This window comes from Rhodococcus daqingensis (assembly GCF_042665615.1).
Lineage (GTDB): Bacteria > Actinomycetota > Actinomycetes > Mycobacteriales > Mycobacteriaceae > Rhodococcus_G > Rhodococcus_G daqingensis.
On sequence record NZ_JBHTCS010000020.1, the window covers coordinates 1 to 18,614 of the forward strand.

At 67.9% G+C, this 18,614-nt stretch carries 16 protein-coding genes; 2 read left to right on the forward strand and 14 right to left on the reverse strand.

The window, feature by feature from the left end; translation table 11 throughout:
* Positions 1-15: 15 nt before the first annotated feature.
* From ACFQS9_RS17000 to ACFQS9_RS17045, 10 genes are all read right to left on the reverse strand, one after another.
* The gene (locus ACFQS9_RS17000; protein WP_378406757.1) at positions 16-996 is read right to left on the reverse strand and encodes an NAD(P)H-dependent flavin oxidoreductase; all 981 of its coding nucleotides are present in this window, start codon (positions 994-996) and stop codon (positions 16-18) included.
* Positions 986-2,377 carry a flavin monoamine oxidase family protein gene (locus tag ACFQS9_RS17005; protein WP_378406759.1) on the reverse strand — a complete coding sequence of 464 codons (1,392 nt, stop codon included), beginning with the start codon at positions 2,375-2,377 and terminating at the stop codon, positions 986-988. The genes ACFQS9_RS17000 and ACFQS9_RS17005 overlap by 11 nt, the downstream gene beginning before the upstream one ends.
* Before the next feature lie 95 nt (positions 2,378-2,472).
* Positions 2,473-3,168 (reverse strand): transporter, encoded by a 696-nt coding sequence (locus ACFQS9_RS17010; protein ID WP_378406761.1) that lies wholly within the window; start codon positions 3,166-3,168, stop codon positions 2,473-2,475.
* Between the two features lie 75 nt (positions 3,169-3,243).
* Positions 3,244-4,542 carry an NAD(P)/FAD-dependent oxidoreductase gene (locus ACFQS9_RS17015; protein WP_378406763.1) on the reverse strand — a complete coding sequence of 433 codons (1,299 nt, stop codon included), beginning with the start codon at positions 4,540-4,542 and terminating at the stop codon, positions 3,244-3,246.
* Positions 4,543-4,547: 5 nt separating this feature from the next.
* Positions 4,548-4,916: a hotdog fold domain-containing protein gene (locus ACFQS9_RS17020; RefSeq protein ID WP_378406765.1), complete on the reverse strand. Its 369-nt coding sequence runs from the start codon at positions 4,914-4,916 to the stop codon at positions 4,548-4,550.
* Positions 4,913-6,577 carry a flavin-containing monooxygenase gene (locus ACFQS9_RS17025; RefSeq protein ID WP_378406767.1) on the reverse strand — a complete coding sequence of 555 codons (1,665 nt, stop codon included), beginning with the start codon at positions 6,575-6,577 and terminating at the stop codon, positions 4,913-4,915. The genes ACFQS9_RS17020 and ACFQS9_RS17025 overlap by 4 nt, the downstream gene beginning before the upstream one ends.
* Before the next feature lie 107 nt (positions 6,578-6,684).
* Positions 6,685-8,142, reverse strand: coding sequence for an aldehyde dehydrogenase family protein (locus ACFQS9_RS17030; RefSeq protein ID WP_378406769.1), 1,458 nt, complete (start codon positions 8,140-8,142; stop codon positions 6,685-6,687).
* A 57-nt stretch (positions 8,143-8,199) separates the two neighbouring features.
* Positions 8,200-9,294: a Zn-dependent alcohol dehydrogenase gene (locus ACFQS9_RS17035; RefSeq protein WP_378406771.1), complete on the reverse strand. Its 1,095-nt coding sequence runs from the start codon at positions 9,292-9,294 to the stop codon at positions 8,200-8,202.
* 14 nt (positions 9,295-9,308) lie between these two features.
* A complete protein-coding gene (locus tag ACFQS9_RS17040) occupies positions 9,309-10,088 on the reverse strand; it encodes an enoyl-CoA hydratase/isomerase family protein (protein WP_378406773.1) in 780 nt (259 codons plus the stop codon).
* Positions 10,085-11,722 carry a class I adenylate-forming enzyme family protein gene (locus tag ACFQS9_RS17045; protein WP_378406775.1) on the reverse strand — a complete coding sequence of 546 codons (1,638 nt, stop codon included), beginning with the start codon at positions 11,720-11,722 and terminating at the stop codon, positions 10,085-10,087. Before ACFQS9_RS17045 ends, ACFQS9_RS17040 begins: the two co-directional genes overlap by 4 nt.
* 243 nt (positions 11,723-11,965) lie before the next feature.
* Here ACFQS9_RS17045 and ACFQS9_RS17050 point away from each other — a divergent pair, with 243 nt between their 5' ends.
* Positions 11,966-12,655, forward strand: coding sequence for a TetR/AcrR family transcriptional regulator (locus tag ACFQS9_RS17050; protein WP_378406777.1), 690 nt, complete (start codon positions 11,966-11,968; stop codon positions 12,653-12,655).
* 68 nt (positions 12,656-12,723) lie between these two features.
* Here the strand turns inward: ACFQS9_RS17050 and ACFQS9_RS17055 are convergent, their stop codons facing one another.
* The 4 genes from ACFQS9_RS17055 to ACFQS9_RS17070 form a co-directional block, all read right to left on the reverse strand.
* Positions 12,724-14,529: an FAD-dependent oxidoreductase gene (locus tag ACFQS9_RS17055; protein WP_378406779.1), complete on the reverse strand. Its 1,806-nt coding sequence runs from the start codon at positions 14,527-14,529 to the stop codon at positions 12,724-12,726.
* Positions 14,530-14,699: 170 nt separating this feature from the next.
* Positions 14,700-15,473, reverse strand: a complete 774-nt coding sequence (locus tag ACFQS9_RS17060) for a gamma-glutamyl-gamma-aminobutyrate hydrolase family protein (protein ID WP_378406781.1) — start codon at positions 15,471-15,473, stop codon at positions 14,700-14,702.
* A complete protein-coding gene (locus ACFQS9_RS17065; RefSeq protein WP_378406783.1) occupies positions 15,470-16,825 on the reverse strand; it encodes a glutamine synthetase family protein in 1,356 nt (451 codons plus the stop codon). The genes ACFQS9_RS17060 and ACFQS9_RS17065 overlap by 4 nt, the downstream gene beginning before the upstream one ends.
* The gene (locus ACFQS9_RS17070) at positions 16,818-17,480 is read right to left on the reverse strand and encodes a hypothetical protein (protein ID WP_378406785.1); all 663 of its coding nucleotides are present in this window, start codon (positions 17,478-17,480) and stop codon (positions 16,818-16,820) included. Before ACFQS9_RS17070 ends, ACFQS9_RS17065 begins: the two co-directional genes overlap by 8 nt.
* A gap of 156 nt (positions 17,481-17,636) precedes the next feature.
* On the opposite strand from ACFQS9_RS17070, the gene ACFQS9_RS17075 reads away from it, so the two are divergent.
* Positions 17,637-18,602 (forward strand): alpha/beta hydrolase, encoded by a 966-nt coding sequence (locus ACFQS9_RS17075; RefSeq protein WP_378406787.1) that lies wholly within the window; start codon positions 17,637-17,639, stop codon positions 18,600-18,602.
* The last annotated feature ends 12 nt before the right edge of the window (positions 18,603-18,614 follow it).

The window sequence follows — 18,614 nt, forward strand, 5'->3', positions numbered from 1 at the left end:
GGTTGCCGGGCTGATTCAGCCGCGGAGCTGATCGGGCAGTGCGCGGGAGATGATCTGCCGAGCTTCGGCGATGATCGAGCCGACCACTTCCTCGCAACTGCCGATGTCGTGAATCAGGCCTTGGGCCTGGCCGGCCCACCAGAGTCCGCCTTCGACGTCACCGTTGCCGTACACCTGCTCGCGGCCTCGGGCACCGCTGGCCAGGTGGGCGATGTCGTCGAATGTCGCACCCGGTCGGCGTGAGATGGTCACGATCTCTTCGGAGACCGAGTTTCGTGCCACGCGAGCGGTATTGCGAAACTCGCGGAAGACGATGACGCTGTCGCGTTCGGTGTTGTCGACGATCTGTTGTTTGACGTTGTCGTGAATGGGCGCCTCGGTGGTCGCCATGAAACGGGTGCCCATGTTGACCGCGGATGCCCCGAGCGCGAGGGCGGCGACAAGACCTGCGCCGGTGGCGATTCCGCCGCTGGCGATGATCGGGATGGACAGTGCCCGGGCCGCGGCGGGGATCAGCACGAGCCCGGGGACGTCGTCCTCGCCGGGGTGGCCGGCGCATTCGAAGCCGTCGATGCTGATGGCGTCGACGCCGAGTTGCTGGGCCTTGAGGGCGTGCCGGACCGAGACCGCCTTGTGGATGACCTTCACACCGGCGGCCTTGAACGCGGGCAGGTGCGGTTGCGGGTTGCCGCCGGCGGTTTCGACGATGGTGATGCCGCTGTCGACGATGGCGTCGCGGTATTCGTCGTAGGGCACCGGCTGGATGGTCGGCAGGATCGTCAGATTGACGCCGAACGGCTTATCGGTGAGATCGCGGCAGCGGGCGATCTCCTTGACCAGTGCCTCTGGGGTGGGTTGGGTGAGGGCGGTGAGGAATCCGAGTGCCCCGGCGTTGGCAACGGCGCTGATCAGATCCGCGGTGCCGACGGCGGTCATGCCGCCGCACACGATGGGGTGCTCGATCCCGAAGGTCTCGGTGAAGGTGTTAGTGAACATGTGCTTCCTTGTTCTGGGTGGTTATCGCGGCCTCGCTCAGGCTCGCCAGTACGTCCTTCGCCGCTCGCTCCCCCGACGTGGCTGCGTCGGCGAGCGACGGCATGTCGAGCTGATAGTCGCCGGCGAGGTAGATGGTTCCGAGCGGATCACGCAGCGTCGGAAGCGAGTTCCTTCCCCCGGGCCCCCAGAAGGGCACGACCCGACGGTGCCGCCGCACGATGCCCTCGCCCAGCTTCCCCTCCAGCTCGGGGTACACGGCGAGCAGGTCCTTGGCGAACCGCGACACGATCTCCTCGTCGGACAGGTCGAACAACGCGTCGGCCCGAGCGCCGCCGGCGAAACAGGCCAGTGCCCCACCCGGCCTGCGCTCGTCGCCGCCCCGCATCGCCGCGGCGTGGTTGAACATCGCCTGGAACGACAGCTGCGGCGTCGAGACGGCGAAGTAGTCGTCCCAGCGCTGCGGCCCGACCTCGTCGGTGAAGAACCCGACCACCACGTACCGGCCGTATGCGATGTCGTCGAAGGCGTTCCGGTGCTGCTCGGGGAGGTCCGGGATGATTCGCTCGGCGACATCGCCGGGCGCGGTCACGATCGCGCGCTTGGCCCGCAGCCGCACCGGGCGGTCACCGTCGCGGTAGTCGACGACCACGCCGTCACCGTCCTGCCGCACCGAGTGCACCGCCGAGTTCAGCCGGATCCGGCCGCCGAGATCCTTCGCCAGGACGTCGGTCAACGTCTGGTTGCCGCCCACGGGCAGCGAGAAGTTCGGGATCTTCTCCGGGTCGGCCAGCGCGAGGCCCACCGACGTGACGAACTGGGTGGCGGCCGTCTCCTCCACCTCACATCCCATCCACTGCGCCGACCACGACCGGACGACGGCCTCGGCCAGCTCCGATCGGACGCCCTTGAGCAGATACGCAGCGAGCTTGGTGTCGAGCTTGGCGCGCACCCGTTGCGCGATACGGCTCTGCGACTCCAGAAACGGCATGACCGCGAGGATGCGCGCACCGACGATGGCCATGCCGATACGGTCCATCATCGTCATCCGCGTGCGGAACATGAGCGCGACGGGGTTCGAGGTGTCGACCAGCCCGCCGTTCAGGTACAGCGCGACGCTCTTGCCCGCGAGCGAGCCCATCTCGATGCCGTGCCGGTCGAGGGCGTCGATCAGCGTGCCGGTGCCCTCGGTGAACTGCGTGCCGACGTTGATCCAGTAGTCGCCCTGCCGGACGGTCTCGACTCGTCCGCCCGCGCGATCGGTGGACTCGAGCACCACCACGTCGGTCTCCGGCGCCAGCGTGGTCGCCGCCATCAACCCCGCCATTCCGGCGCCGACGACGACCACCTCGATGGTCTCTTCCTGTACTTCATGCGTTGCCATTTTCGGTTCCTGACTCTGGATCGATCGGGGAAAGGCCGGTGAATCGCCTATGCCCCTTGAGGTTTCGGTGGATGCCGCGCGGGTTGCGGCACGGCTCACACCGCGACTGTGGCGCCGCCGCTGACCGCCTGGGCGTCGATGCGCCTGTTGTGGGCGTCGAACGCCCGGTAGGCGCGGTAGTACACGAACATCTGCAGGCCCCACGAGGACAGCGCGAGGATGTAGAAGATCGTGTGCTCCGCGTCGTCGCCCGGGATGCGGACGAAGTCGTAGATCGAGGCGATGACGAATCCGCAGGCGGTGGCCACGGCGGCCCACACGGCGTGCCCGCGCTCGCCGATCCCCCACAGGCGCTTGACGAAGTAGAGCAGGAAGATCGTGGTGAGCACGTTGACCACGATGAAGAAGACCTTGGCGGGGTTACCGATCGTCTCGGTGTACCCGACGAGGGCGAAACCCACCACCGCCGCGAGGGCGAACGCGCCGATGTCCACCACCGCAGACGGCTTGTACCGGTGGGTGACCTTCATCAGCCCGAGAACCAGGATCAGCGTGATACCGACGGACCGGGAAAAGGCATCCAGGAAGGACGCGGCAGCGTACAGCGGGCTGTCGTGACCAGCCTTCAAGATTCCGTAGAACAGGAAGTTCGTACCCGACGTCGCGACGATGATCCACTCGATGCCGAGCAGGTAGTTCTTGTAGTTCCGGATGAACTTGATCCCGTAGGTGAATCCGACGGCGATCATCCAGATGTCCGCGACCGCGAAGAGCAGTTCTCGTATGGACATGATTTTCTCCTTGGAGGTGACATCAGCCGATCGGATGGGCGGCGAAGAAGCCGGGCTGCCGGTCGGAGGCGATTGTTAATTCGTGAGGGCTGCCAGGCGGTCTGAGGCGCGGTCGGCGAGCCAGGCCGCGTACAGCGCGGGGCCGCTGACGAGGCTGGGCCAGAAGCGCTTTCGGCCGTGCCAGATCGCCGCCAGGTCGTCGTGCAGCGGCGCGCCGCCGATCCGGTCCGCCAGCAGATGACCCACGTACTGCGCCTGGGCGAAGCCGTGGCCGTTGCAGGCGAGCGAGTAGAGCACGTTGTCGGAGGCCTCGCCGGCGACGGGGAGCCACGTGGAGCTCATGCCGATCCAGCCGCCCCAGGCCCGCTGCGGCTTGACGTCGTGCAGGCCCGGGAAGCGCTCGCGGAATCCGCGGACGAGGTCGTCGGCGACGTTCTGCGCGGGAGTGCGGCCCGGTAGTGGGTTCCGCCCGGTCTGTACGCGGCGAGTGCCGAACACGATGGTGCCCCGTGGGGTCACGCGGTAGCTCTCGATGATCATGTGCAGCGTGACCATCGGGGCACGGCTGGTCCAGCCGATCTCGTCGAGTCGCTCGGGTGCGATGGGTTCGGTCTCGACCAGGGAGGTCCACACCGGGGTGGCGAGGTTCTTCGGCGCGATGGAAAGACCCGCGCTGTGCGCGTTGGTGGTCAGCAGTGCCTTGCGAGCCCGGACCGTTCCGTCCGTTGTTTCGACGGTGACCCCGTCGCCGGTGTCGGTGACGTCGCGGGCGGGGGTGTGTTCGTAGGCGCGCACGCCGGCGGCGATCGTCGCGGCCCGCAGGCCGAGGGCGAACTCACCCGGGTTGAGCGTGCCGCCGACGCCCTCGCGCATTCCGCCGAGGAAGCCTTCCGGCAGGCCCGCCGCAGGCCCCTCGACGAATTCGGCCGACGATCCGGCCTCGGCCATGACCTTCGCGTTGCGGCGCGCGTGCCGCAGCTGTCCCTTGGACACGGCGGCCATCACGATGCCGGCCCGCTGGTAGCCGCAGTCGATGCCGTGGCGGGCGATCGCGTCCTCGGCGAAGTGCACCGCGTTCTCGGCATACCGATACAGGTCGCGCAGCCGATCGTGCTTCAGCAGCTTTCCGAGCAGCTCCGGATCGGCGGCGATCGAGTTCGTGATGTATCCGGCGTTGCGGGAGGTGGCGCCCCAGCCGAGGGTCTGCGCCTCGAGGAGCACAACGTCGACACCATTCTCTGCGAGGCGGAGGGCGGCCGACATGCCTCCCCCACCGCCGCCGATCACGACCACGTCGCAGTCGATGTCACCGGTCAGGGGCGGATCGATGGCGGCGGGCGGCTCGGCCCAACCGGTTTCGTGGATCAATTGCATGGCGATCACTCCCCTGCAGGTATCACCGCGGTGCCGCGAGCGCGCACCGCGACCAAGGGACGCTCCAGGACCTGCGATCGTCCGGTGTCATCGGAGCCGCGGCAGATCACGCGGAGCTCGAAGTCGACCGTGCGGCTGCGGTTGCCCTTCTTCACCAGCGTGGCCTCCGCCTCGACGACATCGCCGCCGCGGACGGGGGCGAGGAACTCGACGGACGAGTAGCCGGCGAACAGGCCCTCGTGTCCGTCCAACTCGATCGCCAGGTTCGTGCCGACGTCACCGAAGAGCTTCAGGGCGTACGCGCCGTCGACCAGATTGCCCGCGTAGTGCGCGTCGGAGAAGGCGACATAGCGCCGGTGGACTGCCTTGTTCATGAGATCTCCAGGTGGATCGGGCCCACAATGCGCGACCGTGCATCGCCGTCGACCGCGACGCCGGGGTAGCCCCGCTTGGCGATCTCGGTGCACATGCGGCGGTACTTGCCCACGCCGCCCACGTAACCCATGAAGGTGTTCGGTTTGCCCTCGATGTTGGAGCCGCGGTACCAGGAGTCGGTCGTGGCGAACAGCGTGGGGGCGACGGTGGTCTCGGTGATATCCACCCACTCGTTCTCGGCCTCGGCGGTGGCCTCGACCACCGTGGCGCCGGTGTCGCGGGCGTGCTCGAGCAGATCGGCGATCCAGTCGACGGCCTGCTCGATCGTCACCACCACGTTGCTCACCAGCGCGGGGCTCAGCGGGCCGCCGACCATGAAGAAGTTGGGGAAGTCCGCGGCCATGATCCCCAGGTAGGACCGGATGCCGTCACTCCAGGCCTCCTGCAGCTTCGCGCCGGACGCGCCGGTGAGGCCCAGCCCGAACAACGGGCCGGTGAAGGCGTCGAACCCGATCGCAAGCACCACGGCGTCCACCTCGTAGGTGCCCTTCGAGGTGACGATCGCGTTCTCGGTCATCGTCTCGATCGGCTCGTCGCGCAGCGACACCAGCGACACGTTCGACCGGTTGTAGGTCTCGTAGTAGTCGGTGCCGAAGACGCTGCGCTTGGCGCCGAGCGGGTGATACTTGGGCACCAACAGCTCTGCGGTGGCCGGGTTCTCGACGATCTCGCGGATCTTGTCGTGGATGAATTCGGACGCGGTCCGGTTCGCCTCGGCGTCGATGAGCAGGTCGGCGAACTCGGAGCCGACGCCCTGGAAGCCACTGCGCGCATAGGCCTCTTCGTAGCGCCGTCGGCGCTCCTCGTCCGAGACGTCGAAGGCGTTGTCGGTGACGGGGCGATCGGGGATGCCACCGGGCGAGTGCCTGCACTCCTCACGGATCGCCAGGTAGTCCTCCTTCACAGCGCCGACCCCTTCCGGGGAGAGTTCGGCATTCCGCGCGGGCATCACGTAGTTCGGGGTGCGCTGGAACACCGTGACGTGCTCGGCGACCTGCGCGATCAGCGGGATGGCCTGCACACCGGAGGATCCGGTGCCGATCACGGCGACGCGCTTGCCCGCGAGGTCGTCGAGCGAGATGTTCCACCGGCTGGTCGACACCTGGAGGCCGGTGAAGTTCTCGAGGCCCGGCACGTCGAAGTCCTTGGGGGTGGACAGCCCGCCGGCGCCCGAGATCAGGTAGCGGCTGCGGCGCGTCTCGCCGTTGTCCAGCCGCACCTCCCACAGCCGGTCGGCCGCGTTCCACGTCGCGCCGACCACGCGGGCATTGAAGGTGAAGTGCCTGCGCAGGTCGAAGCGGTCGGCGACGTGTTCGATGTAGCTGAGGATCTCGGGCTGCGGCGCGAACCGCTGGCTCCACGTCCACTCCTGCTGGAGCGCCTCGTCGAACGAGTACGAGTAGTAGATGCTCTCGACGTCGCAGCGGGCGCCCGGATAGGTGTTCCAGAACCAGGTGCCGCCGACGCTCGGGCCGGCCTCGAAGCCCGCGAAGGTCCACCCGGCGGTGGTGAGCCGGTGCGAGAGGTAGAGGCCGGTGAAGCCGGCGCCGACGCCGATGACATCGACGACCGCGGGATCCGAGGTGGAGGGGAAGTTCATCGTTGGTCGCTTTCTTTGTGATCATCCGACTGGATCAAATGACTATGTTTGAGTAGACCAGTGGTCCCGGTCACAGTCAAGGGGTGACGCGAAACTGGTCGCGATTGCTACATGGGAAGGTCGGGCGAATCGACGCCGACCACGCGGTCGCCGCAGAACACCCGGACGGACTCACCGGGGGCGTGACCGCCGATGCCGGAAGCGCCCCAGAAGCTCTGTGCCGAACCGTCGGCGAGATCGGCGACCTTGGCACCGTTCACACGCACCTCGCCCGACAGCACCCGGGAGCCGACCTCGATGGCGCGGTCCAGATCGCCGCCGAACACGTATGCGTCGAGACCCGACGGGTTGGCGTTGGCGACGCGCAGTGCGTCCTCGTCGGACTCCACGGCGTGCAGGCTGACGAGCGGCCCGAACAGCTCGGCGGTCGCCACCGATGCGTCGACTCCCGAAGCGACAGTGGGCGAAAGGAAGAACCCGTCGAGTGCGGGCAGCGTCGCGGGCTGATGGATCGTCGCGCCGTGGGCTCGCAGCCCATCGATGCGGCTCTGCAGCGTGGCGAAATGCGGGGCGTTCGAGATCGGGCCGAGCTCTGTGTTCTCGTCGAGCGAGTGCCCGATCTCGATGCGGGAGATGCGATCGAGCAGCGCGTCCAGGAGCGGCTCGACGAGACTCTTGTGTGCCAACACCTTTCCGGGACCCTCACACCACTGACCGTTGAGCTTGGTCATCCCGTCGAGGATCCCGTCGGCAGCCACGTCGATGTCGGCGTCGTCCAGCACGAGGGCCGGGTTGTTGCCGCCGAGCTCGAGCTGGAGCACCTTGAAATCCTCCGCGGCGGCGCGGGCGATCGCGCGGCCCGCGTTCGGGCCCCCGGTGAACGAGACGATCTTCACGCGGTGGTCGCCGGTGATCGCCGCGCCCACGTCGCCGGCACCGTGGACGAGCTGCAGCGCACCGTCTGGCAGCCCCGCCTTGACGAAGCACTCCACGATGATCTGGGCGCTGCTCGGCGCGTGCTCCGACGGTTTGAGGATGACGGGGCAACCGGCGGCGAGGGCGCTCACCATCTTCGCTGCGGGGATGAAGCTGGGGCCGTTCCACGGGGTGAGGATGGCCGCGGGGCCCCACGGGACCTTGTACAGCCGCACGTCGCGGCCTCCGGCCTCCAGTGCCGTGCGACGCGGGATGGCGCGCAGATCCGCGGCGGACGCGCGGATCCGGTGCGGGAGGAACTGCGCGACCATCCGAGCCTTCGCGATCGGGACGCCGCTGGTGAGGGCATCGGTCAGGGCGATGTCCTCGATCCGGGTCTCGACGATGTCGGCCGCACGCTCGATGACAGCGGCGCGTTCCTCGCTCGCCGCGTCATCCCAGCGTTCGAGGCCGTAGGACCGCTCGGCGTGCCGCAGGGCGCGCTCCACGTCGTCCGGGCTGGTGGTGACGGCGCGGTGGACGGGTTGTCCCGTGTTGGGGTCGAGATTCCACGCGTCCGAGATCGTCCGGCACTCGGACCACTCGTCGGCGATGTAGTTGATCGGCTGGGGCAGTTGCGGATTCGACATCTGCGGAGTCTTTCGGTGCGTAGGTGCGGATGGGGTCGGTGCGGATGGGGTCGGTGCTCACACGGTGAGGTCGGCGACGATGCGAGTCACCTCGCCCGACTTCATCGCCTCGAAGCCCTTGTTGATCTCGCGGAACGGGATAACGTCGCTGACCATCTCGTCGAGCAACAGGTGGCCCTGGAGGTACAGGCGCGCGAACTGGGTGATGTCCTCGTGCGCTTGGCCCGAGCCCATGTATGAGCCGATGAGGCGCTTCTCGCCGAAGAAGAAGTCCGACGCGGGGAGGGTGAGGTCGGTGCCGTCGGGTGCGATGCCGACCAGGCATGCGGTTCCCGTGGCCCGCAGGACCGACAGCGCGGTAGCCGCGGTCCGCGCGGAGCCGACGGCCTCGAACGAGTAGTCCACGCCGTCTCCGAGCACCTTCCGGATCTCGGTCGCGACATCGGCCGCGCCGTTCACGACGTGCGTGGCGCCGTACGTCCGCGCCGCCGCGAGCCGGGCATCGTCGAGATCCACGGCGACGATCGCCGAGGCACCGGCGAGCCGCGCCCCCTGGATGATGGCCGATCCGACACCGCCGCAGCCGATCACGGCAACGGTGGCGCCGGGGCGTACCCGCGCGCCGCGGAACACAGCCCCGACGCCGGTGATGATGCAGCACGAGAGCAGGCACCCGACGTGCAGCCCCACCTCGTCGGGCACCTTCACCAGCGAGTTCTCCCGCATCAGGGTGTGGCGGGAGAACGCGCCCAGGTCTCCGAGCCGCTCGACGACCTGGCCGCCCGGCAGCTGGAAAGCGGGGCGGGGCCGCTGCCGGATCTGCGAGACGCGCTGGCACTGCGTCGAGTGCCCGGCCTGACAGTTGCGGCACAACCCGCACGAGGGCGTGAGGGCACCGACGACGCGGTCGCCCGGGCGCAACGAGGTCACCGCGGAGCCGACCGCCTCGACGATGCCCGCCACCTCGTGCCCGACGACCACGGGCAGGTCGGCCTGCACGGTGCCGGTCATGTAGTGCAGGTCGCTGTGGCACAGGCCGACGTTCGAGACCGCGACGCGGACCTCGTTGGGCTCCGGGTCGTCGACCTGGATCTCGGTGAATTCCAGCGGTTGGTTCAGCGCGGTGAGAAGTGCTGCTTCGGTGGTGATCATCATGGTCTCCGATCTCAATTGCTCTGCGCGGGCGCCGACGGCGCCGCGTTCTTCGATGTCCAGAAGCCCCCGATGCCCTCGGTGAAGGCGCCGGACTCCCACGACTGGCGGGCGGCGTCGTCTTCGCGGGCGAACGCGGCCTCGATGTCTTCTGGGCGCGGACGCAGCAGACCCAGGTGCAGTGCGGTGGTACGGGGATCCGAGTTCCACTGGTGGACCACCTCGACCGCGCGGTCCACCAGTGTCTGCTGGGCCACGATCTCGTCGAGAAGCCCGATCCGCAGGGCCTCGTCCGCGCCGATCCGGTTTGAGCCCAGGATGATTCGCATCGCGTGGTTACGTACCAGGCGTCCCATGAGGAAGCTCGAGGCGTTCGAGATGATGATCCCGCGGTGGTTCTCCGGCTGGAAGTACTCGGCCTCGCGTGTACCGATCCGGGAGTCGCAGCACAGCGTGATCTCCGAGGCGCCGCCGACCGCGATCCCGTTGACGGCCGCGATCACCGGGATCTTCGTCTCGAGAATCGCCCGGGTGATGTCGTGGAAGGTCGCGAAGGCCTCGCGAATCTCGTCGTAGCTGGTCGGCACCGTCCGCAGGTCCTCACCGGCGGAGAAGGCCCGCCCGGTGCCCGTGAGTACGATCCCGCGGACGAGATCACCCGTCCCGAACCGGCGGATCGTCTGCGCGAGCAGCACCCGCGTGGCGACGTCCATCACGTTCAGCTTCGCCGGTCGATTCAGCGTGAGCACCGCGACGTCGTCGTCGATGCGCATGTCCAGGTAGCGGTCGGTCATGCCTGGCTCCTGTCGTTGTCGTTGCCGGCGGTGCGCGGCGGCTGCAAGTCGTAGGTGGTGCCGGGCCGCTCGGCGGAGCGCGCCTTGAGGGCCGGCTTCGACACCCGCTCAGACGGGGTGCGCGGGAAATCGGCGACGAACTCGACGTATCTCGGAACCTTGAAGCGCGCCAGCTGGTTTCGCGCGGCGGCGCTGATCCGTTCCGCGGTCGCGCGGCTCTCCTCGACGCCGGGGGCGAGCTGCACGAAGGCCTTGACCTCCTCGCCGAACAGCTCGTCCGGGACGCCGACCACCGCGGCCGCGACGACGGTGTCGTCACGCTCGAGGACGCGTTCGACCTCGGCGCTCGCGATGTTCTCCCCGCCGCGGCGGACCATGTCCTTGATCCGGCCGACCAGGCGGTAGCTCTCCGCCTCGCGGACCGCGACATCGCCGGTGTGCAGCCAGCCGTCGCGCAGGACCTGCGCGGTGTCTTCGGGCCGGTTCCAGTAGCCGAGCATCATCGGTCTGCCCGACGTGATCAGCTCGCCGGATTCTCCCTCGGCGACATCTCGGCCCTCCGGATCGACCACCCGGACCTGCTTCGTGGGAACCGGCTGCCCCAGCCGTCCGCTGCCGACGTCGGCCGTGCTCTCGGGGAGGCTGACCAGGTCGGTCCCGCTTTCGGTCATCCCGAAGATCTCCCGCCACGGCGCGCCCCAACGCTGTTCGAGCTGCGCGTGCAGCGCGACGGGGATTGCCGAGCACAGCACGAGGCGCAGGTCGTTGTCCCGGTCCCGCGGGCTCGGCGCCTGCTTGAACAGCAGCGTGGGCATCGAGCCGAGCACGTAGCAGAACGTGGCCCGGTGCCGGCGGACATCCGCCATGAAACCCGAGGCAGAGAACCGGGGTAGCACCACCAGCGGCGCGCCGATCGTGAGGCACAGCGAGGTGTTCCACTGCGGGTCCATGTAGGAGAACGGCTGCGAGGTGAGTGCCACGTCGTCGGCCCCGAGGCCCGCCGTGCTCGCGCAGATCCACCCCAGCCGGACCCAATAGTCGTGGGTCAACATGCACGCCTTCGGGAATCCGGTGGTCCCCGAGGTGTACTGGAGGTTGGCAAGCGTCTCGCCGGAGATGGTTACCTCCGGCCGGTCCCCCGGATACTGCGCGAGCGCGCTGCGCGACGCGGCTTCGACGATCCGGACATCCCCCAGATCGCCGTTCGCGGCGCGCACCTCTTCGACGAGCGGGATGTGATCGGCGTCGGTGAACATCACCCGAGCGCCGGAGTCCCGGAGCACGAATTCCAGGTCCGCGCGCTGGTATGACGAGTTCACCGGCACCGCGACGCCGCCCGCCTTGAGGATCGCGAGCCAGGCGATCGGCCACTGCACCACGTTGGGCAGCATGATCGCGACCCGGTCACCGGCGCGGACCCTGTCCTCGGAGACCAGGCGCTGCGCCAGGCGCGAGGTCCAGTCGTCGATTTCGCCGAAGGTCCACGACCCCTCCGCGAATCGGAGGAACTCGCGATCGGGAGAGCTGAGGGCCTGGTTTGCGAGCAGGCCGACGACGGTGTCGATCGGCGGGTCCATGGCCATGCGATCGAGAGCGATCGCGCGTTCCCGGTGTACTGATTCGACTTCGGTCATGTCGTCCTCTTCGAGGTGTCTCGGATGGTGATGGGGAGGCCGTCGTCGCGGGAGCGCTGCCACAAACGCGAGCCGGCATGTGATGCCAGTCATAACGGTAGCGATAGTTGGTCAGATGATCAAGGCAAATGACTAAGAACCCGCAAGGTGGTCGAACGTCGTGCGCTATCGCCTCCAGGTCCGGCTGGTAGCGTGGGAGTTGACTTGATCAGTCGTCCATATCCGATTCGACAGGAGGAACGCATGGCACGCATTCCCGCCGCTGAACGTCGCGCTGAACTGGTGGCGGCGGCCGTGCGCATGATCGCCGCCCACGGGGTGGACGGCGCAACCACACGCCGCATCGCGCAGGAGGCGAACGCTCCGCTGGCCACGCTGCACTACTGCTTCGCCACGAAGGAAGTGCTGTTCGCGGCGGTCTTCGAGCATGTCGCCGGAGTGCATCGAGAAGTGTTGACGCGCAACGATGTCCACGGCGACGTGGAGACCAGCGCGCGCGCTCTGTTGCGCGGCGCGATGGAGTGGTACATGGCGAATCCGGACTTCGCCGCGGCGATCATCGAGCTGATCAGCTGGGCCCAGCGACAGGAGGGCAAGCAGGCCGAGATGGTGTACGACGAGGCATTCGCGACCATGCGGACGATTCTCGAGACCGCCGCAACCGCTGACGGCCAGACGATGGACCCGGACACCGTCGACGAGCTGACCTACATCGTGTCCGCACTGTCCGACGGATTCGCACTCAACAACCTGGTGTTCACCGACCGCACAGCGGCGGAGCGACAGATCGAGACCACCCTCGGCGTGCTCGACGCTTGGATGGCGGCACACCTCGGCGATGCCGCCGAGCCAGCGGCCCAGGCCTCGAAGGCCCCCAAGGCCTCGCCCGAGGAAACCCTGCGTTCGCTCGTGTCCTGGGTGAGCGTGGATTGATACCGCGCTGACACGAAAGGCCACTGTCGGCCGCCACCGTTCGGTGGCGGCCGACAGTTGTCCTGGGGTCAGGCCGTCTCGGCCTGGAGGTTTTTGCCTGTGAGGCTTCCTGCGGTGGCCCTGAGCTCCTCGAGGTGGGCTGCGTAGATTCCGTGGGGTGTGGTGCCGTACTTCTTGCACAGTGCGGCGGCGGCTGCGGTGGCAATTGCGTGCTGTCCGCCGTTGCCCATGAATTTGGTGGTGGAGCCTGCGATGTGGGTCACGCTGATGTGTTTGCCGGCCATCATCAGGTTGTCGACATTCGTGGAGTACAGGCAGCGGAAGGGAATCGAGAACGGTTTCCCGTCTCGGGTGTCCCATTTCCAGTCTTTGAGCCGGAAGTCGTACTTTTCGTTGCCCGGGTAGTGCAGGCAGAACGGTCCCGAGTTCTGCACCACGGCGTCGGGGAAGTGTTTGTCGGTGCGGATGTCGGTTTCGGTGAGGATGTAGTCGCCCCGGTAGCGTCGGAACTCGCCCTGCGCGGGCACGTATGCAACCCAGTCCAGCTGCAGGTTGGCGTAGGTGTCGGGTTCGAGGTTCTTGACGTTGGAGAAGGTCCCGTAAATCGCGCGGAGGAGATGATCGCGGATGTGCTCTGCCTCGGTGTAGGGGTCGAGCCATTGGCCGTACTCCCAGAAGTGACTTGCGGGGACCAGCATTCTGCGCCTGATGGTTGGGTCGGGCACCTTGTCGGGGCCCGCGACAGGGCCGGGCGCATTGTCGACACCCGGCCTTTCCAACTGTCCGCCCAGGTTGGCGTAGTCCTTTGCGACGTCCACGGCCCACGGCACTTCCGGGAAGGGAACGGGCGCATCCGCCATCCGGGTGCGAAAGAAGACCGTATTTCCGTGATGCATGTCGACGCGGTCCGCGGGGGCCAGGCTTTCGCCGAACTCCGCGTGGGACTCGTGGCCGAACAGCGTCTCGGCACCGGCGAGCAGACCAAGGATGGCTGTGCCGGAACAGTCGATGAATACGGGTGCACGAAACCGGCTCTCCCGCCCGCTGCGGGCGTCGCGTGCATCGACCGAGACGATCCTCGATCCCTCGGTGACCACGTCGTAGACGTGGTGCTCCAGGTAGACAGCCGCGTTCGGCTCCGCCGCGAGAACTCTCGCTGCGTGCAGGTCACCCTCGGGGGTTCGCTCGCTGAGCTCCTTGACCAGATCGCCGGTTTCGCCCCTGGGGGTGATACCGATCTCGACGCTTGCGTTGCCGCCGAGGTACGGCCGGTTCTGGATCAATGCCACCGTGCACCCCAGGCGGGCCGCCGATAGGGCGGCGGCCGATCCGGTGACGCCGCCCCCCACGATCACGACGTCGTAATCGCCGGCCGGCACCGGTGCGTCCGGCAGGCCGCGAAGGTTCTTGCGCCAGGACCGAGCGGTGGGGCCGGCTCCCTCGGGTGGCGTCTCGTCGCCGCGGGTGAGGAAGATGGCGTCGCAGCGGCCGTCGAAGCCGGTCAGGTCGTGCAGCACGAGTTCTGTGTCGCCCGAGGGGAGGTCCACAGCACCTGCGGGTTGCCAGGACCAGTCCCGGCCGTTGGCGCCGAACTCGGTGGCCAGTGTCGTCCCGTTGACGGAGAGGGTGAACCGGCCGGGGTGATGCGAGGGAACCCAGTCCTTGGCGCGAACCCACACGCGATATCGGCCTGCCTCGGGCACCTCGATCACAGTTTTGGCATCTGCGACGGGGTTACCCAATCCATGGGCGAGAAGGTACGGCGAACCCATCTGCGATTCGAACTGTGAATCCAGGACCCAACCGCCGTAGTCGTCGAACTCCTCGGCCTCGACCAAGATCCTCGTACTGGCCGGTGACGCCGTCGCACTCATGTGATCCTCCTACATTGATGACTTTCGATGTGGCGACGTGGGCGATGTTTCGATCCGTGCGCGGCCGAGGTCGTCGCGGGATTCAGCCCACGTTCGCCGTTGGGGTCACGACTGATCGGAGAGTGATTGCGACCGCCGAACTGCCAACGGCCGCAATCACTCTGTCGGTGTCAGAGTCGCTTGCCGGCCTCGGCGACGACCCAGCCCAGCGCCGGATCGTCGCGCTCCATCCACTCGGGATGCCACTGGACACCGAGCACCGGCGACCCCGGCAGCTCGACCGCTTCGACGACGCCGTCACCCGCGCGCCCCGTGACCACAAGGCCGGTACCGCAGCGGTCGACCGCCTGGTGGTGCCACGAGTTTGTCACCGCGCTGGCGCCGAACAGTCGTTCCGCGGTCGAGCCGGGCTCGAATGTAACCTTGTGGTCGCCGTCTCCGTCGGTGAGCGGCGGCGCCGCCGACAGATGCCCGACGGAGCTCGGCGGCAGGTCGGCGATCAGCGTGCCGCCCAGGGCGATGTTCAGGACCTGCATGCCTCGGCACACACCGAGAACGGGGATGTTCCTGGCGAGCGCGGCACGCACGAGCGCGATCTCGAACTCGTCCCGACCGGTGTCGTGCACCGTCGGATCATCCCGCGGGTCCACGTCACGGACCACCGACAGATCGCCACCCCAGTAGGCGGGATGAACATCCTGGCCGCCGGTGATGACCACGCCCGACAGCCAGTGGCAGAGCGCCTCCGGGTCGGCGTCGTAGGGCAGGTTCACCGGAATCCCACCGGCCCTGTCGATCCGGTCCGAGAAGTCGGACATGAAGGAGTCGGCGAACAGGTGGCCGTAGCGCTTGTCCAGACCATCGACCAGTCCCAGCCGGAACCGTCGGCCGGTGAGGCCGATCAATGGCCGAATGGCGCCCGGCGCCGCTTTCCCCGCGGTCACGGGAACTCGAAGTATCGGGCGGACTCCCATTCGGAGAGCTCGGCGAACGGATCGCCGCCCGCGGTGTGGAACTGCATCCACTCCCAGCGCCGCGTACCGACCCAGTAGTCGACGAACTCGTCGCCGAGCTGCTCGCGCAGGATCAGGTCCGTCTCGAGCTCGGCGGCCGCCTTGGTGATGGTGTCCGGCAGCCGTTCGAGGTCGGGCACACACCACGCCAGGTCGCTGACCGGCTCGGGTGGCTCGATCTCGCCGTCGAGGCCGGCGATCACACCGGCGAGAATGGCCGCGACCGCGAGGTACAGGTTCGCGTCGGCGCCGGGCACGCGGTACTCGAGGCGGGAGTACGCCGGGTGCCCGCACACCGCGCGCACCGCGGTGCTCTTGTTCGCGATGCCCCACGTGACCGTCGTCGGCGGGCCGCTCAGGTCGACCAGGCGGCGGTAGGAGGTGATCTGCGGGAGCATGACCGACGCCGCCCCCCGCATCGTCGCGAGCAGCCCGCCGACCGCGTGCCGCATCGTGTCCGACGGCCCATCGGGGGCGTAGAACGCGTTGACACCGTCGCGCTGCAGGGACAGGTTGACGTGCGAGGCCTGGCCGTACCCGGCGGTCGGCTTGGCCATGAAGGTCACGGTGTGCCCGAGCTCGAAAGCCACCTCACGCATCACCTGCCGGGCACGAGCCCAGTTGTCGCACACCGAGATCGGATCGCCCGGAACCAGATTGAGTTCGACCTGGCCCGCCGCATCCTCGTCGCTCCACGCCTCCCACTCGATGCCGATCTCGTCGAGACGGCGAGCGACCGCCGACATGTAGTCGACCCAGTCCTTCGACTTCGCGAGGTGGTACGCGGTGCCCGCGGAACCACCGAGCGGAGTCAGGTCGCGGTATCCCTTGGCCCGGGCCTCGTGGATGGATTCCTGGAACAGGGTGGCCTCGATCTCGACCGCCACGGTGGCCGTGAAACCGCGCGTTCCGAGTCGATCGACCAGCTTGCGGGCCAGGTTGCGCGGACAGGTCCCGATCGGGGTGCCGTCGGCCTGCCAGTAATCACCGATCACGGACTGCAGGCCCGGCTCCCACTGCACCAGCGTCGACATGTCGGGCCGGAACTGCACGTCCGACACATGCCCACGCCACTCGGGGAAGGCGAAGCCGAAGGTCGGGGCGTTGCCCAGGTCGAGGCCGAACAGGAGATCAGCCATCGCGAAGCCCGAGCCCGCACCCGCGGTGAACTTCTTGGGCGCCAGATTCTTGCCGAGGAAGCTGCCGTCGTGGTTGGTGGACTCGAGCCGGACCGTGTGCACGGGGGTTTCGAGATCCCTTACGGTGGTAGTGATTTCAGACATCGTAACGAACCTTCCAGGATGCGGCGACCAGCACCGACAGCTGAGAGAATGTGCCGCGCACGCCGATCAGACCGGTGGACAGGGCGGCGATCAGATCGACCGCGCCGGTGAAGATGGCAGCCAGCAGTTCCGGCGGGCCTGCGATGACGTAGTAGGTCTCCCCCTCGCCCGCGACGACCTGGTCCGGGCCTTCGGGGCCCTCCGTGATGGCGATCAGCATGTCGGGAATACCGGGGATCGACCGGGCCGCGGCCCAGAAGGTCACCGCGGCGGTCTTCCAGTCCGGCAGCGGCGGCGACAGCAGAGCGATGGCCACGGCCACGAACTCGCCCGAGCCGACGGGCTCGCCGACCGGGGCGAAGAACTGGTTCAGGTCGACAGTCACGTCGAGGTCGGGCTCGACGAACACGCCGCCCGACACCGCGATGGCGCCGTTGGCGATGCTGATCGTGGCGGCCTGCGGGGTGTCGTGGGAACGGATTGCGATCGCGCCTTCCAGCCCGGCGGGCAGGAGGGAGCTGTCGGCGCGGACGGAATCGGCGATGGTCCGACCGATCAGCCGGACGATCGGGCTCGCATCGTCCTCGATCCGAATGTCGACCCCGCCGACCGCGTCGTCCCCGCGGGTCGCGGGGCCGATCGTCGTTTCGGTCATCCTTCTGTCCTTTCGATTCGACGAGATCGTGTGCGCGGTACACCGTCAGCAGTGGATCTCAAATGGGACGCGACTTTCTAGTCAAACGTCTGGGTCATATGACTAAGATAGTGAGGCACAGATCACTCCCTGTCAACGACTGCGAGGTTTCTTCAGATGAACGACGACGCCCCCGCCTGGTGGAATCTGCTCGACGACAATGCCAAGGCCGTGGCCCGGATGATCGCCCATGTCCTGCAGAAACCCATCCGTGAGCTGGGACCGGAGCAGACCCGGGCGCTCCTGAACACGGCACCACCCGCGGAGCCGATCACGCCGCTGGACCATGTCGAACAACTGACCGTGCCGACCCGCGCGGGTGCGATCCGGGCTCGCCTGTATCGCGCGGACAGTGCCGGCCAGGACGGCGACCGTCCCGCCCTCGTCTACCTGCATGGCGGAGGATTCGTCCTGGGAACCCTGGACGGAGCCGACGAGCTGTGCCGCGCGATCGCCGCCGGATCCGGATGGACGGTCGTGTCCCTGGACTACCGCCTGGCTCCCGAAAACCCTTACCCGGCAGCACTGGAAGACTGCCTCGACGCCTACGCGTGGCTGACCCGGACAGCACCGGAGCTCGGCATCGATCCGGGACGGATCGCGATCGGGGGTGACTCCGCCGGCGGCAATCTCGCCGCCGCCCTCTGCCTGTTCCGACGCGACGAGCACAGCCCCCTCCCCGTGGCGCAGGTGCTCGCCTACCCCGCCGTCGACGGGACATTCACCGCGCCGTCGTGGTCGGAGTTCGCCGACGCACCGATGTTGAGCGCCGCGGACGCGCGCTGGTTCTGGGACCAATACGTCGGCCCAGGACACCGGGCGGACGACCACCTCGCGGCACCCATGCGCGCCGAGTCGCTGCGCGGCCTGCCGCCCGCCCTGATCCTGACCGCTGAGGTCGACCCGATCCGGGACGACGCCGAGGCGTACGCGGCACGGCTCCGGCGCGACGGCGTCCCCGTCTCGCTGACCAGGTACGCCGGCGTCTTCCACGGCTTCGTCACCGAGATCGGTGCGTTCGCGCAGACGAAACAGGCGATCGACGAGGTGTGCCTGCACCTGCGCGAGATCGCGCGGGCATAGCTTGGGGTTCGG

Excerpts from the sequence above, each read along its gene's own strand:
- ACFQS9_RS17065 (WP_378406783.1), bottom strand. The coding sequence starts at position 16,825 with ATGTCTGAAATCACTACCACCGTAAGGGATCTCGAAACCCCCGTGCAC.
- ACFQS9_RS17040 (WP_378406773.1), bottom strand. The coding sequence starts at position 10,088 with ATGACCGACCGCTACCTGGACATGCGCATCGACGACGACGTCGCGGTG.
- ACFQS9_RS17035 (WP_378406771.1), bottom strand. The coding sequence starts at position 9,294 with ATGATCACCACCGAAGCAGCACTTCTCACCGCGCTGAACCAACCGCTG.
- ACFQS9_RS17030 (WP_378406769.1), bottom strand. The coding sequence starts at position 8,142 with ATGTCGAATCCGCAACTGCCCCAGCCGATCAACTACATCGCCGACGAG.
- ACFQS9_RS17050 (WP_378406777.1), top strand. The coding sequence starts at position 11,966 with ATGGCACGCATTCCCGCCGCTGAACGTCGCGCTGAACTGGTGGCGGCG.
- ACFQS9_RS17025 (WP_378406767.1), bottom strand. The coding sequence starts at position 6,577 with ATGAACTTCCCCTCCACCTCGGATCCCGCGGTCGTCGATGTCATCGGC.
- ACFQS9_RS17020 (WP_378406765.1), bottom strand. The coding sequence starts at position 4,916 with ATGAACAAGGCAGTCCACCGGCGCTATGTCGCCTTCTCCGACGCGCAC.
- ACFQS9_RS17005 (WP_378406759.1), bottom strand. The coding sequence starts at position 2,377 with ATGGCAACGCATGAAGTACAGGAAGAGACCATCGAGGTGGTCGTCGTC.
- ACFQS9_RS17010 (WP_378406761.1), bottom strand. The coding sequence starts at position 3,168 with ATGTCCATACGAGAACTGCTCTTCGCGGTCGCGGACATCTGGATGATC.
- ACFQS9_RS17070 (WP_378406785.1), bottom strand. The coding sequence starts at position 17,480 with ATGACCGAAACGACGATCGGCCCCGCGACCCGCGGGGACGACGCGGTC.
- ACFQS9_RS17015 (WP_378406763.1), bottom strand. The coding sequence starts at position 4,542 with ATGCAATTGATCCACGAAACCGGTTGGGCCGAGCCGCCCGCCGCCATC.
- ACFQS9_RS17000 (WP_378406757.1), bottom strand. The coding sequence starts at position 996 with ATGTTCACTAACACCTTCACCGAGACCTTCGGGATCGAGCACCCCATC.
- ACFQS9_RS17075 (WP_378406787.1), top strand. The coding sequence starts at position 17,637 with ATGAACGACGACGCCCCCGCCTGGTGGAATCTGCTCGACGACAATGCC.
- ACFQS9_RS17045 (WP_378406775.1), bottom strand. The coding sequence starts at position 11,722 with ATGACCGAAGTCGAATCAGTACACCGGGAACGCGCGATCGCTCTCGAT.
- ACFQS9_RS17055 (WP_378406779.1), bottom strand. The coding sequence starts at position 14,529 with ATGAGTGCGACGGCGTCACCGGCCAGTACGAGGATCTTGGTCGAGGCC.